This window comes from Afipia sp. GW821-FHT04G03, from assembly GCF_059419985.1.
Genome location: NZ_JBWKSV010000002.1, coordinates 783,182 through 802,184, shown reverse-complemented (window position 1 = coordinate 802,184; position 19,003 = coordinate 783,182). Strand labels below are relative to the sequence as shown.

15 protein-coding genes and 1 pseudogene are annotated in these 19,003 nt (G+C 63.2%); 12 read left to right on the top strand and 4 right to left on the bottom strand.

All coding sequences use genetic code 11. The features are described 5' to 3' along the window. The first annotated feature begins 75 nt into the window (after positions 1–75). Together AC07UB_RS13080 and AC07UB_RS13075 are read left to right on the top strand one after the other, a co-directional pair. Positions 76–930, top strand: a complete 855-nt coding sequence (locus tag AC07UB_RS13080; RefSeq protein WP_494653338.1) for an acyl-CoA thioesterase — start codon at positions 76–78, stop codon at positions 928–930. Between the two features lie 188 nt (positions 931–1,118). Continuing rightward, positions 1,119–2,006, top strand: coding sequence for a hypothetical protein (locus AC07UB_RS13075; RefSeq protein ID WP_494653336.1), 888 nt, complete (start codon positions 1,119–1,121; stop codon positions 2,004–2,006). A 78-nt stretch (positions 2,007–2,084) separates the two neighbouring features. Here the strand turns inward: AC07UB_RS13075 and AC07UB_RS13070 are convergent, their stop codons facing one another. Together AC07UB_RS13070 and AC07UB_RS13065 are read right to left on the bottom strand one after the other, a co-directional pair. Next, complete coding sequence (locus AC07UB_RS13070; protein ID WP_492791093.1) at positions 2,085–3,701, bottom strand: phosphoenolpyruvate carboxykinase; 1,617 nt, start codon at positions 3,699–3,701, stop codon at positions 2,085–2,087. Positions 3,702–3,891: 190 nt separating this feature from the next. Continuing rightward, positions 3,892–4,632 (bottom strand): HugZ family pyridoxamine 5'-phosphate oxidase, encoded by a 741-nt coding sequence (locus AC07UB_RS13065; RefSeq protein WP_492791094.1) that lies wholly within the window; start codon positions 4,630–4,632, stop codon positions 3,892–3,894. 243 nt (positions 4,633–4,875) lie between these two features. Between AC07UB_RS13065 and AC07UB_RS13060 the strand changes: the two genes are divergently transcribed. From AC07UB_RS13060 to AC07UB_RS13040, 5 genes are all read left to right on the top strand, one after another. Then, entirely contained in the window at positions 4,876–5,577 is a 702-nt protein-coding gene (locus AC07UB_RS13060) for a response regulator transcription factor (protein WP_492791095.1), read from the top strand. 171 nt (positions 5,578–5,748) lie between these two features. Further along, positions 5,749–7,575 (top strand): stimulus-sensing domain-containing protein, encoded by a 1,827-nt coding sequence (locus AC07UB_RS13055; RefSeq protein ID WP_492791096.1) that lies wholly within the window; start codon positions 5,749–5,751, stop codon positions 7,573–7,575. Then, the gene (locus AC07UB_RS13050) at positions 7,575–8,018 is read left to right on the top strand and encodes an HPr kinase/phosphorylase (RefSeq protein ID WP_494653334.1); all 444 of its coding nucleotides are present in this window, start codon (positions 7,575–7,577) and stop codon (positions 8,016–8,018) included. The genes AC07UB_RS13055 and AC07UB_RS13050 overlap by 1 nt, the downstream gene beginning before the upstream one ends. Before the next feature lie 209 nt (positions 8,019–8,227). Continuing rightward, complete coding sequence (locus tag AC07UB_RS13045) at positions 8,228–8,629, top strand: PTS sugar transporter subunit IIA (protein WP_006022367.1); 402 nt, start codon at positions 8,228–8,230, stop codon at positions 8,627–8,629. After that, positions 8,626–8,940, top strand: a complete 315-nt coding sequence (locus AC07UB_RS13040; RefSeq protein ID WP_494653331.1) for an HPr family phosphocarrier protein — start codon at positions 8,626–8,628, stop codon at positions 8,938–8,940. Before AC07UB_RS13045 ends, AC07UB_RS13040 begins: the two co-directional genes overlap by 4 nt. Here AC07UB_RS13040 and AC07UB_RS13035 read toward each other — a convergent pair whose 3' ends face one another. Continuing rightward, complete coding sequence (locus AC07UB_RS13035; RefSeq protein WP_494653330.1) at positions 8,941–10,650, bottom strand: glycosyltransferase family 39 protein; 1,710 nt, start codon at positions 10,648–10,650, stop codon at positions 8,941–8,943. Between the two features lie 185 nt (positions 10,651–10,835). Between AC07UB_RS13035 and lepA the strand changes: the two genes are divergently transcribed. Together lepA and AC07UB_RS13025 are read left to right on the top strand one after the other, a co-directional pair. Next, positions 10,836–12,641, top strand: coding sequence for a translation elongation factor 4 (gene lepA, locus AC07UB_RS13030; protein WP_494653328.1), 1,806 nt, complete (start codon positions 10,836–10,838; stop codon positions 12,639–12,641). A gap of 679 nt (positions 12,642–13,320) precedes the next feature. Continuing rightward, positions 13,321–13,509 (top strand): annotated as a pseudogene (locus AC07UB_RS13025) (YegP family protein); the annotation flags it as partial. Positions 13,510–13,704: 195 nt separating this feature from the next. On the opposite strand, the gene AC07UB_RS13020 reads toward AC07UB_RS13025, so the two are convergent. Then, complete coding sequence (locus tag AC07UB_RS13020; protein ID WP_494653326.1) at positions 13,705–15,942, bottom strand: putative bifunctional diguanylate cyclase/phosphodiesterase; 2,238 nt, start codon at positions 15,940–15,942, stop codon at positions 13,705–13,707. Positions 15,943–16,307: 365 nt separating this feature from the next. Between AC07UB_RS13020 and mepA the strand changes: the two genes are divergently transcribed. The 3 genes from mepA (at position 16,308) to modB (ending at position 19,002) form a co-directional block, all read left to right on the top strand. After that, positions 16,308–17,261, top strand: a complete 954-nt coding sequence (gene mepA / locus AC07UB_RS13015) for a penicillin-insensitive murein endopeptidase (RefSeq protein WP_494653324.1) — start codon at positions 16,308–16,310, stop codon at positions 17,259–17,261. Between the two features lie 227 nt (positions 17,262–17,488). After that, positions 17,489–18,301, top strand: coding sequence for a molybdate ABC transporter substrate-binding protein (modA, locus tag AC07UB_RS13010; protein WP_494653322.1), 813 nt, complete (start codon positions 17,489–17,491; stop codon positions 18,299–18,301). Between the two features lie 5 nt (positions 18,302–18,306). Then, positions 18,307–19,002, top strand: coding sequence for a molybdate ABC transporter permease subunit (modB, locus tag AC07UB_RS13005; RefSeq protein WP_492791106.1), 696 nt, complete (start codon positions 18,307–18,309; stop codon positions 19,000–19,002). Position 19,003 lies beyond the last annotated feature (1 nt).

Genomic DNA, 19,003 nt, shown 5'->3' with positions numbered 1-19,003 from the left:
CCATTACCTCGCGCGTCATTGAATCCTGGGGCGATCCTGCGAAGACTGCGGCAGATAAACGGAGTTGGCCCGACAATGCTGGAAAAAACATCCCGGAAAGCCGCCGATCAAACGTCGAGCGAGACCACCCATCCGTTCGACCGCGCCACGCAGGTCACGACGGTGGACGGCGGGCTGCGCGGGGCAGCCAGCGAAGACTATTTCGCCTTCGTCGGCCCGTTCGGCGGCGTCACCGCGGCAACCATGCTGCGCGCAATCATGCAGCATCCGGAACGGATCGGCGATCCGCTGTCGGTTACGGTCAACCTCTGCGCGCCGGTCGCAAGCGGTGGCTTCGATCTTGGCGTGCGCCTGATCAAGGCGACCCGTTCGACGCAGCACTGGTTCGTTGAACTCACGCAGGACGACGGTGTTGCGGCATTCGCCACCGCCGTGTTCGCGATCCGGCGTCCGTCATGGTCGCATCAGCCGGCAACCATGCCGCCGGTGCCGCCGTTCGATCAGGTCAGGCCGCTGCCCGAGAGCGGCATCGCGAACTGGGTGCGGCAATATCAATTCCGCTTCGTGGAAGGCGCGCCGGGCTACAACGCCACCCCGCTCGAGATTCCGGCCAGTGCCTATTCAAAGATGTGGCTCAGCGACGCCACGCCGAGGACCATCGATTTCCTGTCGCTGCTGTCGATGTCGGATACGTTCTTCGCACGCATCTTCCATGCCCGCGGCACCATCGTGCCGATCGGAACGGTGTCGATGACAACGGTTTTCCATGCCGATGCCGCGGACCTCGCCGCCGAAGACACCACGGCGGTGCTTGGCGTCGCCGATGCAAATATCTTTCACAAAAGTTTTTCGGACCAGACCGGCCAGTTGTGGTCGCCCGGCGGACGCCTGCTCGCGACCACCTCGCAGGTCGTGTATTTCAAGGCTTGAGACGACGGCGCGCCGTCCACAGAGGGGCTAATTGCCGCAGCGCGCTGTGACGGCGCCCCAATCCGCCTGTCATATTCGCAGGTCATGGTCCGGCCACCTGCTCGCGATCCGGCTCCTGTGACTGCGGTCCTCTCACCGCCATTTCCGGTTGTTGCGGGCGTGTCCAAGATCCCAACCGGAGTTTTTCCATGATCCAGAAATTGTCTCATCGCCTCGCAACCGTTGCCGTCGCCGCAGCGGCATCCGTGTTTGCATTCGCAGCCCATGCCGAAGTCGATAACAGCTCGCTGTCGTCGCCGGGCTTCCGCCCGCACGCCCGCACATTCGGCCTCGTCTACACGCTGCCGAAGGAAACCAACGACGTCCTCAACGTGACCGTCATGGGCCTGCTGCGCGAGAAACTCCTGAACGCGAAGCTTGAAGACGAGGCCGCCCGCTTCAACATTCCGCACGTAACCGTCGTCCACATTCATAGCGCGGACCCGACGACGCCCGAGAAGATGCTGAAGGCGTTGCCGAAGTTGCCGGGCGTTCTCAACGTCACCCTGAAAAATTTCTACACCACCGAAGCCGCCAAGGGCGCGGGACAGCCATGGTGGGTCGACCTCGGCATCGTCAAGGAAGGTGCGGACTTCGAGGCCATGATGGCGCTCAACACCGCCGCCACCGCCGCGCTCGCACCGCTGCGCGACGGCCCGCTGCCGCGCTGCACGGGGCCGGTCTACGCCGTCATGAGCGATGCCGCGAAGGATCTGGTGAAGACCGTCGGCGTCAGCGGCGTCAACGTGGTGAAGGACGGCAAGGAGCTGCGTTCGCACAATCCGCACAACACGCTGGTCTACAGCAACGTGAAGTTCACGCCGGAACTGAAGAAGGACTTCGATCAGGCGGCGGTCGAGTTCAACCAGATTCTTCCCGACGGCATTCCGGTCTCGTTCAAGACCATTTCGATCGTCGAACTGGGCTTCGCCGGAAACGTGCTGCGCGAAGCCTACCGGATCGACCTTCAGAACGGATCGATCCTGAACGTCGCGACAGGCAAGACCACGGGGACGACGACGGCGACGGCGCGCTGAATTCAGACGCCAACGCCACGCTTCAGACAAACGAAAGGGCGGCTCAATGAGCCGCCCTTTTTATTAATGCAAAAGCGATCACTCCGCCGCGAGCTTGACCTCGGGGGCGGCGGCGCGGACGTCGGCATCGACCTGCTTCTCGAACTTCTCGAAGTTCTTCTGGAACATCGCCACCAGACCGCGCGCGGTCTTGTCGAACTCCGCCTTGTCCTTCCAGGTGTTGACCGGATCGAGGATGTCGCTCGGCACGCCATCCAGCGCGGTCGGGACCGCGAAGCCGAAATACTTGTCGGTGCGGAACGTGGCGTTGCGCAGCGAACCGTTCAGCGCCGCGGTCAGCAGCGCGCGCGTCACCTTGATCGGCATGCGGCTGCCGGTGCCGTACTTGCCGCCGGTCCAGCCGGTGTTGACCACCCAGCAGTCGACGTTGTGCTTGGCGATGAATTCCTTCAGCAACTGGCCGTATTCGGTCGGATCGCGCGGCAGGAACGGCGAGCCGAAGCAGGCCGAGAATTCCGGCACCGGCTCGTTGCCGAGACCGCGTTCGGTGCCCGCGACCTTCGCGGTATAGCCCGACAGGAAGTGATACATCGCCTGCGCCGGCGTCAGCTTGGCGATCGGCGGCATCACGCCGAACGCGTCGGCGGCGAGCATCACCAGATTCTTCGGATGACCGGCGCGGCCGGTCCGCGATGCGTTGGGGATCGCCTCGAGCGGATACGCCGAACGTGTGTTCTCGGTCTTGGAGCCGTCGTCGAAATCGGGCTCGCGCGTGATCGGATCGAGCACGACGTTCTCGAGCACGGCGCCGAAGCAGATGCTGGCGTCATAGATTGCGGGCTCTGCCTCGCGCGACAGCTTGATGGTCTTGGCGTAGCAGCCACCTTCGAAATTGAAGATGCCATCCGGACCCCAGCCGGTCTCGTCGTCGCCGATCAGCGTGCGGTTCGGATCGGCGGACAGCGTGGTCTTGCCGGTGCCGGACAGGCCGAAGAAAATTGCGCTGTCGCCGTTCGGGCCGACGTTGGCCGAGCAGTGCATCGGCATCACGCCTTGCGCGGGCAGGAAGTAGTTCAGCGTGGTGAACACCGACTTCTTCATTTCGCCGGCGTACTGGCTGCCTGCAATCAAAACGATCTTGCGGGTGAAATCGATCGCGACGACGTTCTCGGACTTGCAGCCGTGACGCTTCGGATCGGCGCGGAAGCTCGGCAGATCGACGATGGTCAGTTCCGGCGCAAAGCTCGCAAGCTCGGCCATCTCGGGACGGCGCAGCAGCGTGCGGATGAACAGCGAGTGCCACGCCATTTCGGTGAACACGCGCGTCTTGATCTGGAATTTCGGATCGGCGCCGCCGTAGAGATCCTGCGCGAAGAGTGACTTGCCTTCGCAATGCTTGAGGAAATCCTGATACAGCGCTTCGAACTGCTCGGGCGTGATCGACTGGTTGCCGCCCCACCACATGGTCTTGTCGGTGAGCGCGTCGCGCACCGTGAACTTGTCCTTCGGGGATCGCCCGGTGAACACGCCGGTCTCTGCGACAAGCGCGCCGCCGGCCGACAGTTCGGCTTCATTGTTGCGCAGCGAATGCTCATAGAGCGGCGCTGTGCCGAGATTCCAGTTGACCTGTTTGAGGTTTTTAAAACCGAATTTGTCGGCGCCGAAGGCACCGTTGCGTACACCCGTCTCTTGCACTTTTAGAATCTCCCACAAAGACCGCGTATCGTTTCGCGCGCCTGTCGCCAAACGCCCCTGTCGCGGATGCCGGGGATCATAGCTCCCGGGCCTCAATCCGGCGACTTATTAGTAGCCAACGCGCGGCTTGCCAAGTCGATCCGTCATATTCGGCTAACGCAGACCGGAATCGGCTAAAACGGGTTGAATTTCACGGGCTTGGCAGAGCCCGCGCCCGGTCCGCCAGTCCCTTCAAAACATGCCGCAGTGCGGCGGGTGCGGCGATACGCTGCGGAAAGTCGAGCCGGAGCGTGCGCGATCCATCCTGCATGTCGAGCCCCTCGGGATCGCAGCCGGTACAACGCCATGCTCCCGGCGACGCACCGAGCAGCTTCACGGCATAAAGGTTCATGGTGTCGGCATGATCGGCGTTCATATGCGCGACAATGTCAGGCTCGGCCTCGATCAGCGCGTCCGCGCCGGCGAGATCGGTCAGGAAATCTTTCGGCGCGAGATCGACGATGCGGCCAAACCCCGCAACCAGATGAACGCTGCCCGGCTTGATCCGGAAGAACGAGAAATCCTTGAAGTCCACGAACTCCTCGGCCGACGGATGGGCCGCGAGATAGCGCCGCCGGAGTCTTGCGACATCGTCGCCCTGCGCTTCTTCCGCCGTGCCCGCCAGCATGATGCGCGCGCCTTCCAGCGGGTCGCCCGGCGCCCGCTCGTCCAGCATCAGCGACGCGCGCGGGTCGCCGAGAACATTTTTGGTGTGCAACGCCAGCCGCGAGATCAGCAGGATCGGCGTCCCGTCGGGCATTGATGCGACATTGACCAGCGAGCAATACGGATCGCCGCTACCCGCCATCAGCGTGGCCAGCGCGCCATGGCGGCTGCGGCCCAGCAGCGAGCGGGTGAGGCGGGCGGGTTTGACGGGAGCGGAAGGGTCCATTTTATGGGCTTGATTTCATTGGTTAACGGGCTTTTTTCGGGCCAAAAGGGGTTATATCGCGGAACAATCGCCTTATATAACCGTCAAGTTCCAGTAATCGCGCAGTTCAGGAACTTGGTCACATTTCAGCCCAGCTTGCATTGCTCGTTGGTCGGTGCCTGAACGCCTTATTTCACGGCACCCCGGTTCGGCCGGTCAGTACACAGTCGCCACGCCCACAACACCGATTTGGAAAGCAGGCTCATGCCCACAATCGCCTTGGTCGATGACGACCGCAACATTCTCACATCGGTCTCGATCGCGCTGGAAGCCGAAGGCTACCGCATCATGACCTATACGGATGGCGCATCGGCCCTCGACGGTTTCAAGACATCGCCGCCGGACCTTGCGATCCTGGACATCAAGATGCCGCGCATGGACGGCATGGAGACGCTGCGCCGTCTGCGCCAGAAGTCCGACCTGCCGGTGATCTTCCTGACGTCGAAGGATGAGGAGATCGACGAACTGTTCGGCCTCAAGATGGGCGCCGACGATTTCATCCGCAAACCGTTCTCGCAGCGTCTGCTGGTGGAGCGCGTCAAGGCGGTGCTGCGCCGCGCGGTGCCGAAAGATCCCACCGTGACGCAGAAGGAAATGGACGCCAAGGCGCTGGAACGCGGCCTGCTGCGCATGGACCCGGAGCGGCACACCTGCACCTGGAAGAACGAGCCTGTGACGCTCACCGTCACCGAATTCCTGATCCTTCAGGCGCTGGCGACACGCCCCGGCGTGGTGAAAAGCCGCAACGCGCTGATGGACGCGGCCTATGACGACCAGGTGTATGTCGACGACCGCACCATCGACAGCCACATCAAGCGCCTGCGCAAGAAGTTCAAGGCGGCCGACGACGACTTCGAGATGATCGAAACGCTGTACGGCGTCGGGTATCGTTTCAAGGAAACCTGATCGGTCAAGCAGGGATCCGCATCTATCATGGGCCGTAGCCCGGATGAGGCGAAGCGCAATCCGGGGTAAGCAAAACGATTGTTCCGGATTTCGCTTCGCCTCATCCGGGCTACGTTTATTACATTAGCCGCGTTATAGTGGCCGTGTTGGAAACAACGAACGGTTCAGCCATTGCTCGATCGAACGCAGAATGATCGCGACGACGATGCCGAATCCGGTGCGCCGCCGCTCGCTCCGGTGTCGGACGAGCAGTCCGCGGAGATCGAGCAGACCGGCCGTGGCTGGCGCAGTCCGCTCGACCTCATCAAGCGCGCAGGCCGCTACTTCGTCGCGCTGACGTTCTCCAGCCTCACCCGCCGCATCGTTTCGCTCAACCTGATCGGCCTGTTCGCGATGCTGGCCGGCATCCTCTACCTGTCGCAGTTCCGCGCCGGACTGATCGATGCGCGCGCGCAGAGTCTGCTGGTGCAGGCCGAAATCATCTCGGGCGCGATTGCCGCCTCGGCCACGGTCGAAACCAACGCCATCACCGTCGATCCGGAACGGCTGCTCGATCTCAAGCCCGGCGAAAGCTACGGCGCGAACGACGAGGCGCTTACCAGTATCGAATTTCCCATCAATCCCGAGCGCGTGGCGCCGGTGCTGCGCCGGCTGATCTCGCCGACCAAGACCCGCGCGCGCATCTACGACCGCGACGGCGTGCTGGTGCTCGACAGCCGCAATCTCTATGGCCGCGGCGACGTGCTGCGTTTTGAACTGCCGCCGCCGACCGCCGAAAAGCCCGGCTTCGCCGAGAAAACCATGATCGCGATCCGCACATGGCTCAATCGCGGCGACCTTCCGCGCTACCGCGAACTCGGGCCGGAGAACGGCAACGGCTATCAGGAAGTGCAGCAGGCGCTCGGCGGCCGCAAAGGCAGCATGGTGCGGATCAACGACCGCGGCGAGGTGATCGTCTCGGTATCGGTGCCGGTGCAGCGCTTCCGCGCGGTTCACGGCGCGCTGATGCTGTCCACGCAGGGCGACGACATCGACCAGATGGTCAACACCGAGCGGCTCGCGATCCTGAAAGTGTTCGGCATCGCCGCCGGCGTCATGATCGTGCTGTCGCTGCTGCTGGCCTCGACCATCGCTGGCCCGGTGCGCCGCCTCGCCGACAGCGCGGAGCGCGTCCGCCGCCGCATCCAGACCCGCGTGGAAATTCCCGACTTCTCCTCGCGCGGCGACGAGATCGGCCATCTGTCGCACGCGCTGCGCGCAATGACCGACGCGCTCTACAATCGTATCGAGGGCATCGAGCGGTTCGCCGCCGACGTCGCGCACGAGCTGAAAAATCCGCTGACGTCGATGCGCTCGGCGGTCGAAACGCTGCCGCTCGCAAGGTCCGACGAAAGCCGCTCGCGGCTGCTCGCCGTGATCGAGCATGACGTGCGCAGGCTCGACCGGCTGATCTCCGACATTTCCGATGCCAGCCGCCTCGACGCCGAGTTGCAGCGGCAGGATGTGGAGCCCGTGGACATTCGCCGCCTGCTCGACACGCTGACGTCGGTCGCCAACGAAACCCAGCACGGCACCGAAGTTACGGTCGAAGCCCGTTTCGAGGGCCGCCCCCGCGATACCTTCTCGGTGCCGGGACATGACCTGCGCCTCGGCCAGGTGATTTCGAATCTGCTCAGCAATGCGCAGTCGTTCTCGCGTCCTGGCAGCAAGGTCCGCGTCATCTGCCGCCGCCTCAAATCCGAAATCGAGATCACGGTCGATGACGACGGCGCCGGAATCCGGCCCGGCGCACTCGAAAAGATCTTCGAGCGGTTTTACACGGATCGCCCGGCGCAGGGCTTCGGACAAAATTCAGGACTGGGGTTGTCGATCTCCAAGCAGATCGTCGAAGCCCATGGCGGACGCATCTGGGCCGAGAACCGCGCCGGCCCGATCAATGCCGAAGGTGACGCCCGCATAGCCGGCGCGCGCTTCGTGGTCCGGCTTCCGGCCATATAATGTCCAACGACGTCGCGAGCGTTCATGCCTCAGCGGTGCTGGTCGGAGACCGCGCCATCCTGATTCGCGGACCCTCGGGGTCGGGCAAGTCCGCGCTGGCATTTGCGTTGATACAGGCCGGACGTACCGGGCAATTGGCCGCCACCACCCTGATCGGGGATGACCGTGTTCGCCTGACGGTGCGCAGCGACAGGCTGATCGTGCAAGGTGTCGAGGAACTGGCCGGCAGAATCGAAATTCGGGGCCTTGGAATCAGGACCGTCGCTTTTGCCGCAGAAGGCCCCGTGGGCCTCGTGGTTGACCTCTCCGCCGCCGACGCCGAGCGGCTGCCACCGCCACAATCCCTCCGGACAAGCGTTTCAGGGCTGGAAATCCCCCGAATTCCGGTTGCAGCTGGCTATGGCCCTTTGCCGCTGGTTCTGGCATTCCTTACGACAACTTAAGGTTTCAAAACCGAACCCGCGACCTTGTACTGATTGATAGCGACCATCCGGTCGCCATATAACCCCTACCCTCGCCACTGAAGACGGCCAGCGCGGACACCTTTTTTAAGGGGGTACGCGGCAAGATCCCCCCTTGCGCCGGGGCTCTGGATGGTCAACATGTGGCCCTTTCGTGCGGTGCATCAAAAAGCGCCCGCGAGGAGTTTTGGATGATTGGTCTAGTACTGGTGACCCACGGGCGTCTTGCCGACGAGTTCAAGGCAGCGCTCGAGCATGTGATGGGTCCACAAAAACAAATCGAATCGATCACGATCGGCGCGGAAGATGACGCCGATCTGTGTCGAAGCGATATCATTGAAGCCGTCAAGCGCGTCGACAGCGGCGACGGCGTTGCGATTCTCACCGACATGTTCGGCGGCACGCCCTCGAACCTCGCAATCTCCTGCATGAGCCGTCCCAAGGTCGAAGTGCTCGCCGGCATCAACCTGCCGATGCTGGTCAAGCTCGCCAAGGTGCGCGACGACAAGCCGCTGCCCGACGCCATCGCCGCCGCTCAGGAAGCCGGCCGCAAGTATGTGACGATCGCCAGCCGGGTCCTTGCCGGAAAATGAGCGGCGTGCCGGACAAGCAGAGTGCGCAGCCCGGCGTCATTGTCCGTGAACTTCCCATCATCAACAAACGCGGCCTTCACGCGCGCGCGTCCGCGAAATTCGTGCAGACGGCGGAAAAGTTCGACGCCGAGCTGACCGTCACCCGCAACGGCGAAAGCGTCGGCGGCACCTCGATCATGGGATTGATGATGCTCTCTGCGGGCATCGGCACATCGATCACCGTGGCGGCCAGCGGCCGCGAAGCGCAGGCCGCGATGGACGCCATCAGCGAACTGCTCGCCAACAAGTTCGGCGAAGAAGAAGCCAGCTGATTACTTCTCATCCTCCGTCTTCGCCGGCCCGACGATCCAGATTTTCCATTTCACCGCCGGTCCCGCCTTGCCGTGGAAATAACGCCGCGATGTGAGATCGATGCGCTCCGCGTTCGGCGCGGTGTCGTTCATCCACTTCTCGCAAACCGGCAACCGCGCATCCGACGTGTCGCACGCGCCGATGAATCCCAGTCGCAGCGCCTCCTCCAGACTGGTCAGGCCAGAGGCCCAGATCTCGCCCGGCGTGAACGGCGCCGGATGATCGGGGCTGTAGAACGTGACCGGCTCGCCGACTTCGGTGGTGCCCGCAACCACTGCGAGGCGCGTGTTGAACCGCGCGCGCCACGCCTCCGTCAGTTGCATGGCGAATTCCGACTTCGGTAAGAACGGCGCGCCCGCTGTGCCGTCGCGCCGCACCGTCTGCTCCGCGATGATCGGCGAAAGCGCCAGCATGATCAGGGTGAACGCCAGCCACATTAGCATCAGCCGGATCAGCGCCATCTGCGTCACGCGCAGCGCCGGAAGCGCAATCAGCGCCAGCGGCACCAGGAAGAACAGCGAAATGCCCCAGTCGGTCTTCATGTAGATGCCGAACGCCAGCGCCGCGAGCGGCGGCACGACGCCGACAATGATCTGGATGATCCAGATGTGGCGCGCCTGCGAAAGATAGACGCCGGGATTGGGACCGCGCATCCACGGCCGCTGCGCTGAGTCAGCCAGTTCGCGGAAGATGCCCTTCGCGCGCACCGACTTCCACCATTGCAGGCGCCACGCCAGCGCGATGCCTGCGAAGGCGATCGGAATCAGCAGCAGCCCGATATTGTGCGCGGCATAGATCAGCACCAGCCGCGACGTTTCCGCGAAAGTGCGTCCGCCATAGACGTCGTCGGCGTAGATCAGCGGCAGGAAATCCGCCTGCTTCAGCCACCACAGATGCGGCAGCATCGCGATGAAGCCTGCGGCAAACGCCACCCACGGTGCGGGCGAACGCAGAAACCGCATCCGGTCCGGATGAATCAGCGCCGCGAGGCCGATGGCGCCGATCATGGTCAGCACCCAGTATTTCGTCATCAGCGCCAGCGCCGCCGCAAGGCCGAGCCAGAGGCCGGCGCGCACGGTACGTTTCTCGAAGGCGTTGAGATACGCCAGCACCACCAGCGGCAAGGTCACCAGTTGCAGCAGGTCGGGATTGTACTTGAACCCCTTGAAGCTGAAGATCGGATAAAGCGCGAGCATCGCCACCGTGAACATCGCGCGGCGATGATCGACCACGCGCACCGCGATCAGCCAGCAGATCACGAGGCCGATGCCGACCGTCGTCATCGCCAGTGCGTAGGTCGCCCAGTCGGTGACGGGAAAGATCCTGAACCAGACGCCCGCCACCCAGCCGGCCAGCGGCGGATGCTTGCCGTAGCCGAGCAGGAACTTCTGGCCCCACGCATAGGCCTCGGCGACATCCATGTGGACGTCCTGCGCGCCTTTCAGCGCCGTGAGGATGACGGTCCAGAGCAACGCATGAACCACCGCGAAGCCGATGACGAACCGGAAGCTGGTGCTCGGATCGTGGGCGACCGCTGCGATCCACGCCGCCACGCGGCGGGTGACGGGGACATGGCGCAGGCGCGCTTTCTGCCGGGATCGCAGTCCGGTGCGCGGGCCGGGATTCTTACCCGTTCTGCGCCCGGTCTCGGTCGATGAAAGATCGGACATTGCGGTCAACCTGTGTCGGAACTGGCGCTTTCGCTGAAGCCATTTGCTAGCAGCGCCCAAGGGTGGCGGCAAGGATGGCCGCGGGAGTGGCGGACAACAGGAAAACCGCGCCAAATGGCCCGAAGTCAGTGCTTCGCGCACCCTATTCTGTTGCCGCTTGAGGGCCCGGATGCTATCCCGCGCCCATGACAACGAGCCCTATCGACAACATCCGCAACTTCTCCATCGTCGCCCATATCGACCATGGCAAATCCACGCTCGCCGACCGGCTGATCCAGACCACCGGCGGGCTGGAGCTGCGCGAGATGAAGGAGCAGGTGCTCGATTCGATGGACATCGAGCGCGAGCGCGGCATCACCATCAAGGCGCAGACCGTCCGCCTCAACTACAAGGCGAAGGACGGCAAGACCTACATCTTCAACCTGATGGACACGCCCGGCCACGTCGACTTCGCCTACGAAGTCTCGCGCTCGCTGGCGGCGTGCGAAGGCGCACTGCTGGTGGTGGACGCCTCTCAGGGCGTGGAAGCGCAGACGCTCGCCAACGTCTATCACGCGCTCGACGCCAATCTCGAAATCGTGCCGGTGCTGAACAAGATCGATCTTCCGGCTGCCGAACCCGAGCAGGTCAGGAAGCAGATCGAGGACGTGATCGGCATCGACGCATCCGACGCGGTGATGATCTCCGCGAAAACGGGGCTCGGCATTCCCGACGTGCTGGAAGCCGTCGTGACGCGCCTGCCGCCACCGAAGGGCGACCGCGACGCGACGCTGAAGGCGCTGCTGGTCGACTCTTGGTACGACGTCTATCTCGGCGTCGTGGTTCTGATCCGCGTCGTCGACGGCGTGATGAAGAAGGGCCAGCGCGTCCGCATGATGGGCACGGGTGCCGCCTATGACGTCGAGCGCGTCGGCTTCTTCACACCGAAGATGACGCAGGTGGACGAACTCGGCCCCGGCGAGATCGGCTTTATCACCGCCGCGATCAAGGAAGTCGCCGATACCCGTGTCGGCGACACCATCACCGACGACCGCAAGCCGGTCACCGAAATGCTGCCGGGCTTCAAGCCGGCCGTCCCTGTCGTGTTCTGCGGACTGTTTCCGGTGGACGCCGACGACTTCGAAACGCTGCGCGCTGCGATGGGCAAGCTGCGGCTGAATGACGCGAGCTTCTCGTTCGAGATGGAAACCTCCGCCGCGCTGGGCTTCGGCTTCCGCTGCGGCTTCCTCGGCCTGCTGCATCTGGAAATCATTCAGGAGCGCCTGTCGCGCGAGTTCAATCTGAACCTGATCGCGACGGCGCCAAGCGTCATCTACAAGATGCACCTCAACAACGGCAGCGAGATCGAGATTCACAATCCGATCGATATGCCCGAGGTGACGCAGATCAAGGAAATCGACGAGCCGTGGATCGAAGCCACGATTCTGACGCCGGACGAATATCTCGGCAGCGTGCTGAAGCTATGTCAGGAGCGGCGCGGCAACCAGAAGGAACTCACCTACGTCGGCGCGCGCGCCATGGTGAAGTATGAACTGCCGCTCAATGAAGTGGTGTTCGATTTCTATGACCGCCTGAAGTCGGTCTCGAAGGGTTACGCCTCGTTCGACTATCACCTCACCGACTACAAGCCGGCCGATCTCGTCAAGATGCAGATCCTCGTCAACGCCGAGCCGGTGGACGCGCTCTCGATGCTGGTGCACAGGACGCGCGCCGAAGGCCGCGGCCGCGCCATGGTCGAGAAGATGAAGGAACTGATCCCGCCGCATATGTTCGTGATCCCGATTCAGGCAGCGATCGGCGGCAAGATCATCGCGCGTGAAACCGTGCGCGCGCTGCGCAAGGACGTCACCGCGAAGTGCTACGGCGGCGACATCTCGCGCAAGCGCAAACTTCTGGAGAAGCAGAAGGAAGGCAAGAAGAAGATGCGGCAGTTCGGCAAGGTCGACATTCCGCAGGAAGCCTTCATTGCCGCGCTGAAGGTGGATAGTTGAGGTTAAGCGACAGTCGGACTCTCCGGGTCGTCCCCGCGCAGGCGGGGACCGATACTCCCTATCGTTGCGTTTGTGGCTGATGCCATCGCAATCTTCTTGACTTTACCTAACCCTGAATATATTCCTATGCCCATTCATCCTCCGCGCTCATGACGCGAAGGGATGAACCCCGCAGCCGCCACCCCACTACTACGGGGCGCGGCTGGTGGAGCGCCGGGAGGCGCAGCGTCCGCGCGGTGGGCTTCGCAACCTCACCGATGCACGACGCGCGCGCCTCGCGAGACGGACTCGCAATCCGCTCTCGTCACGGCACGCGGACGAACCTCTCGCAAAGGTTCGTCACAAGGGTGCCTCGCAAGCACTCTGGCGCCTCCCGGCGCTCCATTTCTTCTCAAGAGGAAATGAAAACGGGACGGGGCATTCCGCGCCCTCATGCAAGCGGATGCAATCTCATGCGCGATGAAAGTTTCTGCGCGGCAGCTCCACGTGATGGCGCTGCGCCGCGCACTTTTATTTCAGAATCAATACCATCGCGCTTTGTGACAAGCCCGTTCATCGCGCGTTCAAGTCGAATCTGTTGGCTGCTTCAGCGAGGGAAAAGCACGAGCCACGCTTGACTCTTCGCGCTCATCCATCGACGGTGCCGCGTGATCGACATTTCCAACCATCGGAGACAGTGATGGCAGCTTCCTACAAATTTGAAATCTACAAAGACAAGTCCGGCGAATTCCGTTTTCGCTTCCGCGCGCCGAACGGCGAGAAGATGTTCGCCTCGGAAGGCTATTCCAATAAAGCGTCCGCCAAGAGCACGATCAAGTCGATCGTGAAGCATGTCGGCAAGGCCGAGATCGACGACATCTCGAAAGCTGTGAAGGCCGCGCCGAAGGCAAAGAAAGCGAAGAAGTCCAAGAAGGCGAAATCCAAGAAGTGATTTCAGCGCTGGCGCGAGCCGCGCAGGCTCGGCGCTGAATGCGCTTCACAGACAGCAAAGCTCCGGCTCACGCCGGGGCTTTTTTCTTGATCGAAACTGGAAGGTTGCGCTTTCAAGAACGGAATGCGGTCGTCACGCCACCAGAATGCGGCCGGCCGACATTTGTTGCGGCAATCCGAGGGCGTTACGCTGGGCCAGCAGCAGCGCGGTGATCTCCGCGTTCGGCCGCGCGCGGCTAAACAGGAAACCTTGGCCTTCATGACAGCCTTCGGCGCGCAGACAGCTCAGCTCGGCTTCGGTTTCAACGCCTTCCGCCGTGATCGTGACGCCGAGACCGCGGCCAAGGCTGATGATCGAACGGACAATCGCCTGCCCGTCGTGATTGGAGCCGAGGTCGCGCACAAACGACTGGTCGATCTTGATCTTGTCGAACGGAAAGCTGCGCAGATAGCTCAGCGACGAGTATCCGGTGCCGAAGTCGTCCATCGAAATCCGCACGCCGAGCGCGCGCAGCGCGTGCAGCGTCGCCAGCACCTGATCGCTCTTGTCGAGCAGCAGCGTCTCGGTGATTTCCAGCTCCAGCCGTTTCGGCGAGAGCCCTGAGACTTTCAGCGCGTCCATCACCACGGACAACAGATTGCCGACCCGGAATTGCAGCGGCGACAGATTGACCGCGACGCGCACGTCGTCGGGCCATTGCGCCGCGTCCATGCAGGCGCGCCGCAGCATCAGCCCGCCGACCGCGTTGATGAGGCCGGTTTCTTCCGCGACCGGAATGAACTCGGCGGGCGAGATCATGCCGCGCTCGCCGTGCGGCCAGCGCACCAGCGCCTCGAAGCCGGTGATGCGCCCGCTCTTGAGTTCGACCAGCGGCTGGTAGTGCGGCTGAAGCACACCGTTTTCGATGGCGGCGCGCAGGTCAATTTCAATACGCCGGCGGGACTGCGCGCGGGCGTCCATTTCCGCCTCGAAGAAGCTGAAACTGCCGAGGCCTTCGCTTTTGGCGCGCGACAGCGCCATGTCGGCGTTCTTGAGCAGCTTCTCGGCGTCATCGCCGTCGCCGGGCGCGATGGCGATGCCGATGCTGGCGCCGCTGACGATGGTGTGGCCGTCGAACAAATAGGGCTCGCTGATCGCCGCGATCAGGCGCCTTGCCAGCATCGCGACTTCCTCCGGCCGCGTGATGCCTGCCTGCACCACGGCGAATTCGTCGGAGCCGAGGCGCGCGATGGCGTCCTCCTCGCGCAGCGACGAGCGCAGGCGCTTGGTCACGCCCTTCAGAAGCTTGTCTCCGATCGCATGACCCAGCGTATCGTTGATGGCCTTGAAGTTGTCGAGGTCGAGAAACAGCACCGCGGCCTTGTCGCCGTTGCGGCGCGTGTGCGCCAGCAACTCGTCGAGCCGCTGCCGCAGCAGGATGCGGTTCGGAAGGCCGGTCAGGCTGTCATGCTGCGCCATGAACGTGAGCCGCGCCTCGGCGCGCTTGCGCTCGGTGATGTCCATCAGCGCAAGCAGCACCGCGGGCTGATCCTCGAACACCAGCAGGCGCGAATAGATCGCGACGTCGATCAGCGAGCCGTCGGCCTTGACGTGCTTCCAGGTTCGCGCGGCGCGCTCCTCGGTGGTCTGGTCGCCGGTCCACGGCGCCGCCTGGTCGAACGCCTGAACGTCCGAGATTTTCAGCTTCTCGAAATCGCCGCGCGCATAGCCATAATGCGCGATGGCCGCGTCATTGACGCTGATGATGCGCTCGTCGTCCTGGGTGCAGACGATCATCGGAACCGGATTGCCGTCGAACAGCAGACGGAACGAGGCTTCACGTTGCTTCAATTCGGTGATGTCGACGCGCAGTCCGATCACGCCGCCGTCGCCGGTCAGGCGTTCCTCGATCAGGATACAGCGGCCGTCGGCCAGCGTCTGCTCATGGGCATCGCCGGGATGGTAAAGCTTCTCAAGACGCTCGTTGATCCATTCGTCCTCGCGGCCGACCGCTTCCGGATAATCGCCGCGCGCAACGCCGACCTTCAGCGTGTCGCGCAGCTTCGCCCCGTGCGCGAACAGGTCCGCGCTCTTGGCGTAGATCTCCGCGTATTTCTTGTTCCAGAGAATGTAGCGGCCGTCCGCATCGAGAAACACGATGCCCTGCGGAAGAATGTCGATTGCTTCGCGGAGCCGCGCGTCGGATTTCTGGGCGTCCGCGATGGCCGCCTCGGCTTCGGCGCGCTTGCGCACGATTTCGCCGATCTCGGACACCTTGCGGCCCCCGCTCAGCAGTTTCGGCGCGGCCTTCGGCCGTCGCACCGACAGCCTTGCCCGCGTCAGCTTCGCTTTTCCAGTCCTGCTTTTTGCTTTTGGCCGTTCTATCGGCATTGCCCGCCAGTTCCCCGCATTCTGCGCGGGTAGTTTTGGAGCAAGTGTCTGAAAAAAAGGTATCTCTCTGCGTCGCCTACGACTTTTGATTGAAGTCACGTGCTCCGCCGCGAAAGCGACGATGCCCAATTGCGAGGCTTTGCGGAGGCTGAAACGGGCGTTTGCGACGCCGGATACGGTCCGCGCGGCCGTTTATGATGGTCAGTGACCGCATTCGCGCGCGTCGTGATACGCAGATGCGCACCAAATATACCGGAGCGCGGCACTTCGCATCAATTCGCGTCAGTCTGCGGCGTGGCTAACGGATGGTTAAAACAGGCTGCACCGTCTCGTCGCTGAAGCGGCCTTGGGCTATAAGACGCGCCATGATCCGATTCCGACTGATTCCCGCGATCATCCTGATCTCTGTCGCCGCCATGTCAGCCGTGATCATCGCGGCAGATCAGGCACAGGCGCAGGACAGGGGCAGCGTCAATCCCAGGCCGCTTCCGCCGCTCGCCAATCCGAACGATCCGGCCGTGCCGGCCAAGGAGTTGTTTGGCCGCAAGCCGCTGCCTGCATCGCTTCCAGCAAAACCGATCGGCTTTTACGCCAAGGGATGCATCGCAGGCGCCGTGCCGCTGCCGATCAACGGACCGGCGTGGCAGGTGATGCGGCTGTCGCGCAACCGCAACTGGGGTCATCCGGATCTCATCGCGCTGCTCGAGAGGCTGGCGGTGAAGGCGCAGAAAACCGCCGGCTGGCCGGGACTTCTTGTCGGCGACATGTCGCAGCCACGCGGTGGCCCGATGCTGACCGGCCACGCCAGTCATCAGATCGGTCTCGACGCCGACATCTGGCTGACGCCGATGCCGAACCGGCAACTCTCCCGCGAGGAACGCGAGGAAACATCCGCGGTCATGATGGTGCGAAAGGACCGGCTCGATATCGATCCCAACACGTGGACGCCGTCGCACCTTCCCGTGATTCGCGCCGCTGCGCAGGAGCCGCAGGTGGAGCGCATTTTCGTCAACGCCGCAATCAAGAAGGCGCTGTGCCGGGAAGCGAAAGGCGACCGAAGCTGGCTGTCCAAGGTGCGCCCGATGTACGGTCACGATTATCATTTTCACGTCCGCATGAAGTGTCCGGCGGGCAGCACGAACTGCGAGGCACAGACACCGCCCACGGAGAGCGAAGGTTGCAGCGCGGGCGATCTCGCTTACTGGTTCAGCGACCGCGTGCTGCATCCCAAGCCGCCGGTGACACCGCCGAAGCCGAAGCCGCCGATGACGCTGGCGGATTTGCCCTCGGAATGCCGGCAGGTTCTGCTCGCGCCGTGAGGCGTGAGTGCGGGCGAAATCGCACACAAAATGACAATCCTGCCCGTCGCCGCGTAACAATCCGGGCTTTACCCGGCGGCCACGCCTGATATGGTCGCCACGAACGATGCTCCTGCATGCTGCGCGCTGCCGGGGTTGCCGGAACGGCGCTTCCGCTTGTCGTCAGATGAAATGATCAAAGCCGGTTTCCGCGCGCCTTTGGCGCGCGACCCGCTATGGAGCGCCCAATGACTTTGATGTCCCGTTTTCTCGTTGTGACCGCGCTTGTCTGCGCGCCGCTGTTCTCGCTTTCATATGCGCAGGACGCGAAGCCCACCGCCGCCGTGCAGGACAAGACCCTCACCGTATTCGCAGCCGCGTCCATGAAGAACGCGCTCGACGAAGCCAATGCCGCCTACACCGCCAAGTCCGGCATCAAGGTGGTCTCAAGCTATGCCGCGAGCTCGGCGCTCGCCAAGCAACTTGAACAAGGCGCGCCAGCCGATATCTTCATTTCGGCCGACACCGACTGGATGGATTACTCCGCCGGTAAAAAGACCATCAGCGATCCGACCCGCGTCAATTTGCTCGGCAACAAGATCGTGCTGATCGCGCCGAAAGATTCCAAGATCACGAACGTCACGATCGGACAGGGCTTCGATCTCGCCAAGCTCGCAGGCGATGGCAAGATCGCAACCGGCGACGTAAAGGCCGTGCCGGTCGGAAAGTACGCCAAGGCCGCGCTGGAAAAACTCGGGGCATGGCAGGCAGCTGAAACGAAGTTCGCCATGGCGGAGAGCGTCCGCGCGGCACTCGCACTGGTATCGCGCGGCGAGGCCAATCTTGGCATCGTGTACGAGACCGACGCCAAGGTCGATCCCGGTGTGAAGATCATCGGTGCCTTCCCGGCGGACTCGCATCCGGCGATCATCTATCCGGTCGCGGCGACCGTCAGCGCGAAAGCGGATTCCACCGGCTATCTCGCATTCCTGCGGTCTTCAGCGGCGAAGGCCGTCTTCGAGAAGTACGGCTTTACATTCCTCATCAAGCCGACATCCTGAGGCGCATGTTCGAACTCTCCGACGCGGACTGGACCGCGATCCTGCTCTCGCTGCGGGTCGCGGCCATTGCCACGCTGGTTGCCACGCCGCTCGGCATCGCGGTGGCGTGGCTGCTCGCGCGGCGCAACTTCTGGGGCAAAGGCGCTCTCGACGCGCTGATTTATCTGCCGCTGGTGTTGCCGCCGGTCGTGACCGGCTATCTGCTTCTGCTGACATTCGGGCGCAAGGGACTGGTCGGCGGATGGCTCGCCGATCACCTCGGCATCGTGTTCGCGTTCCGCTGGACCGGCGCCGCGCTGGCCTGCGGCGTGATGTCGTTTCCGTTGCTGGTGCGGCCGATACGGCTGTCCATCGAAGCGGTGGACCGCAAACTCGAACAGGCCGCCAGCACGCTCGGCGCGGCGCCATGGCGTGTGTTCCTCACCGTGACGCTGCCGCTCGCAGCGCCGGGCATCGTCGCCGGCATGGTGCTCGGCTTCGCCAAGGCGATCGGCGAATTCGGCGCGACGATTACATTCGTGTCCAACATTCCCGGCGAGACCCAGACGATTTCGGCGGCGATCTATTCGCTGACCCAGACGCCGGACGGCGACACCGCCGCGCTCCGCCTCGTGATCGTGTCCATCGCGATTGCGATGGCTGCTTTGATCGCATCAGAAATACTCGCGCGGCGGGCGACGCTGCGTCTGCACGGCTATTGAT

What these genes read in the sequence shown, in the direction of transcription:
- AC07UB_RS13080 (WP_494653338.1), top strand. Translation starts at nt 76, where the DNA reads ATGCTGGAAAAAACATCCCGGAAAGCCGCCGATCAAACGTCGAGCGAG.
- AC07UB_RS13075 (WP_494653336.1), top strand. Translation starts at nt 1,119, where the DNA reads ATGATCCAGAAATTGTCTCATCGCCTCGCAACCGTTGCCGTCGCCGCA.
- AC07UB_RS13065 (WP_492791094.1), bottom strand. Translation starts at nt 4,632, where the DNA reads ATGGACCCTTCCGCTCCCGTCAAACCCGCCCGCCTCACCCGCTCGCTG.
- AC07UB_RS13060 (WP_492791095.1), top strand. Translation starts at nt 4,876, where the DNA reads ATGCCCACAATCGCCTTGGTCGATGACGACCGCAACATTCTCACATCG.
- AC07UB_RS13050 (WP_494653334.1), top strand. Translation starts at nt 7,575, where the DNA reads ATGTCCAACGACGTCGCGAGCGTTCATGCCTCAGCGGTGCTGGTCGGA.
- AC07UB_RS13045 (WP_006022367.1), top strand. Translation starts at nt 8,228, where the DNA reads ATGATTGGTCTAGTACTGGTGACCCACGGGCGTCTTGCCGACGAGTTC.
- AC07UB_RS13040 (WP_494653331.1), top strand. Translation starts at nt 8,626, where the DNA reads ATGAGCGGCGTGCCGGACAAGCAGAGTGCGCAGCCCGGCGTCATTGTC.
- AC07UB_RS13035 (WP_494653330.1), bottom strand. Translation starts at nt 10,650, where the DNA reads ATGTCCGATCTTTCATCGACCGAGACCGGGCGCAGAACGGGTAAGAAT.
- lepA (WP_494653328.1), top strand. Translation starts at nt 10,836, where the DNA reads ATGACAACGAGCCCTATCGACAACATCCGCAACTTCTCCATCGTCGCC.
- AC07UB_RS13020 (WP_494653326.1), bottom strand. Translation starts at nt 15,942, where the DNA reads ATGCCGATAGAACGGCCAAAAGCAAAAAGCAGGACTGGAAAAGCGAAG.
- mepA (WP_494653324.1), top strand. Translation starts at nt 16,308, where the DNA reads ATGATCCGATTCCGACTGATTCCCGCGATCATCCTGATCTCTGTCGCC.
- modA (WP_494653322.1), top strand. Translation starts at nt 17,489, where the DNA reads ATGACTTTGATGTCCCGTTTTCTCGTTGTGACCGCGCTTGTCTGCGCG.
- modB (WP_492791106.1), top strand. Translation starts at nt 18,307, where the DNA reads ATGTTCGAACTCTCCGACGCGGACTGGACCGCGATCCTGCTCTCGCTG.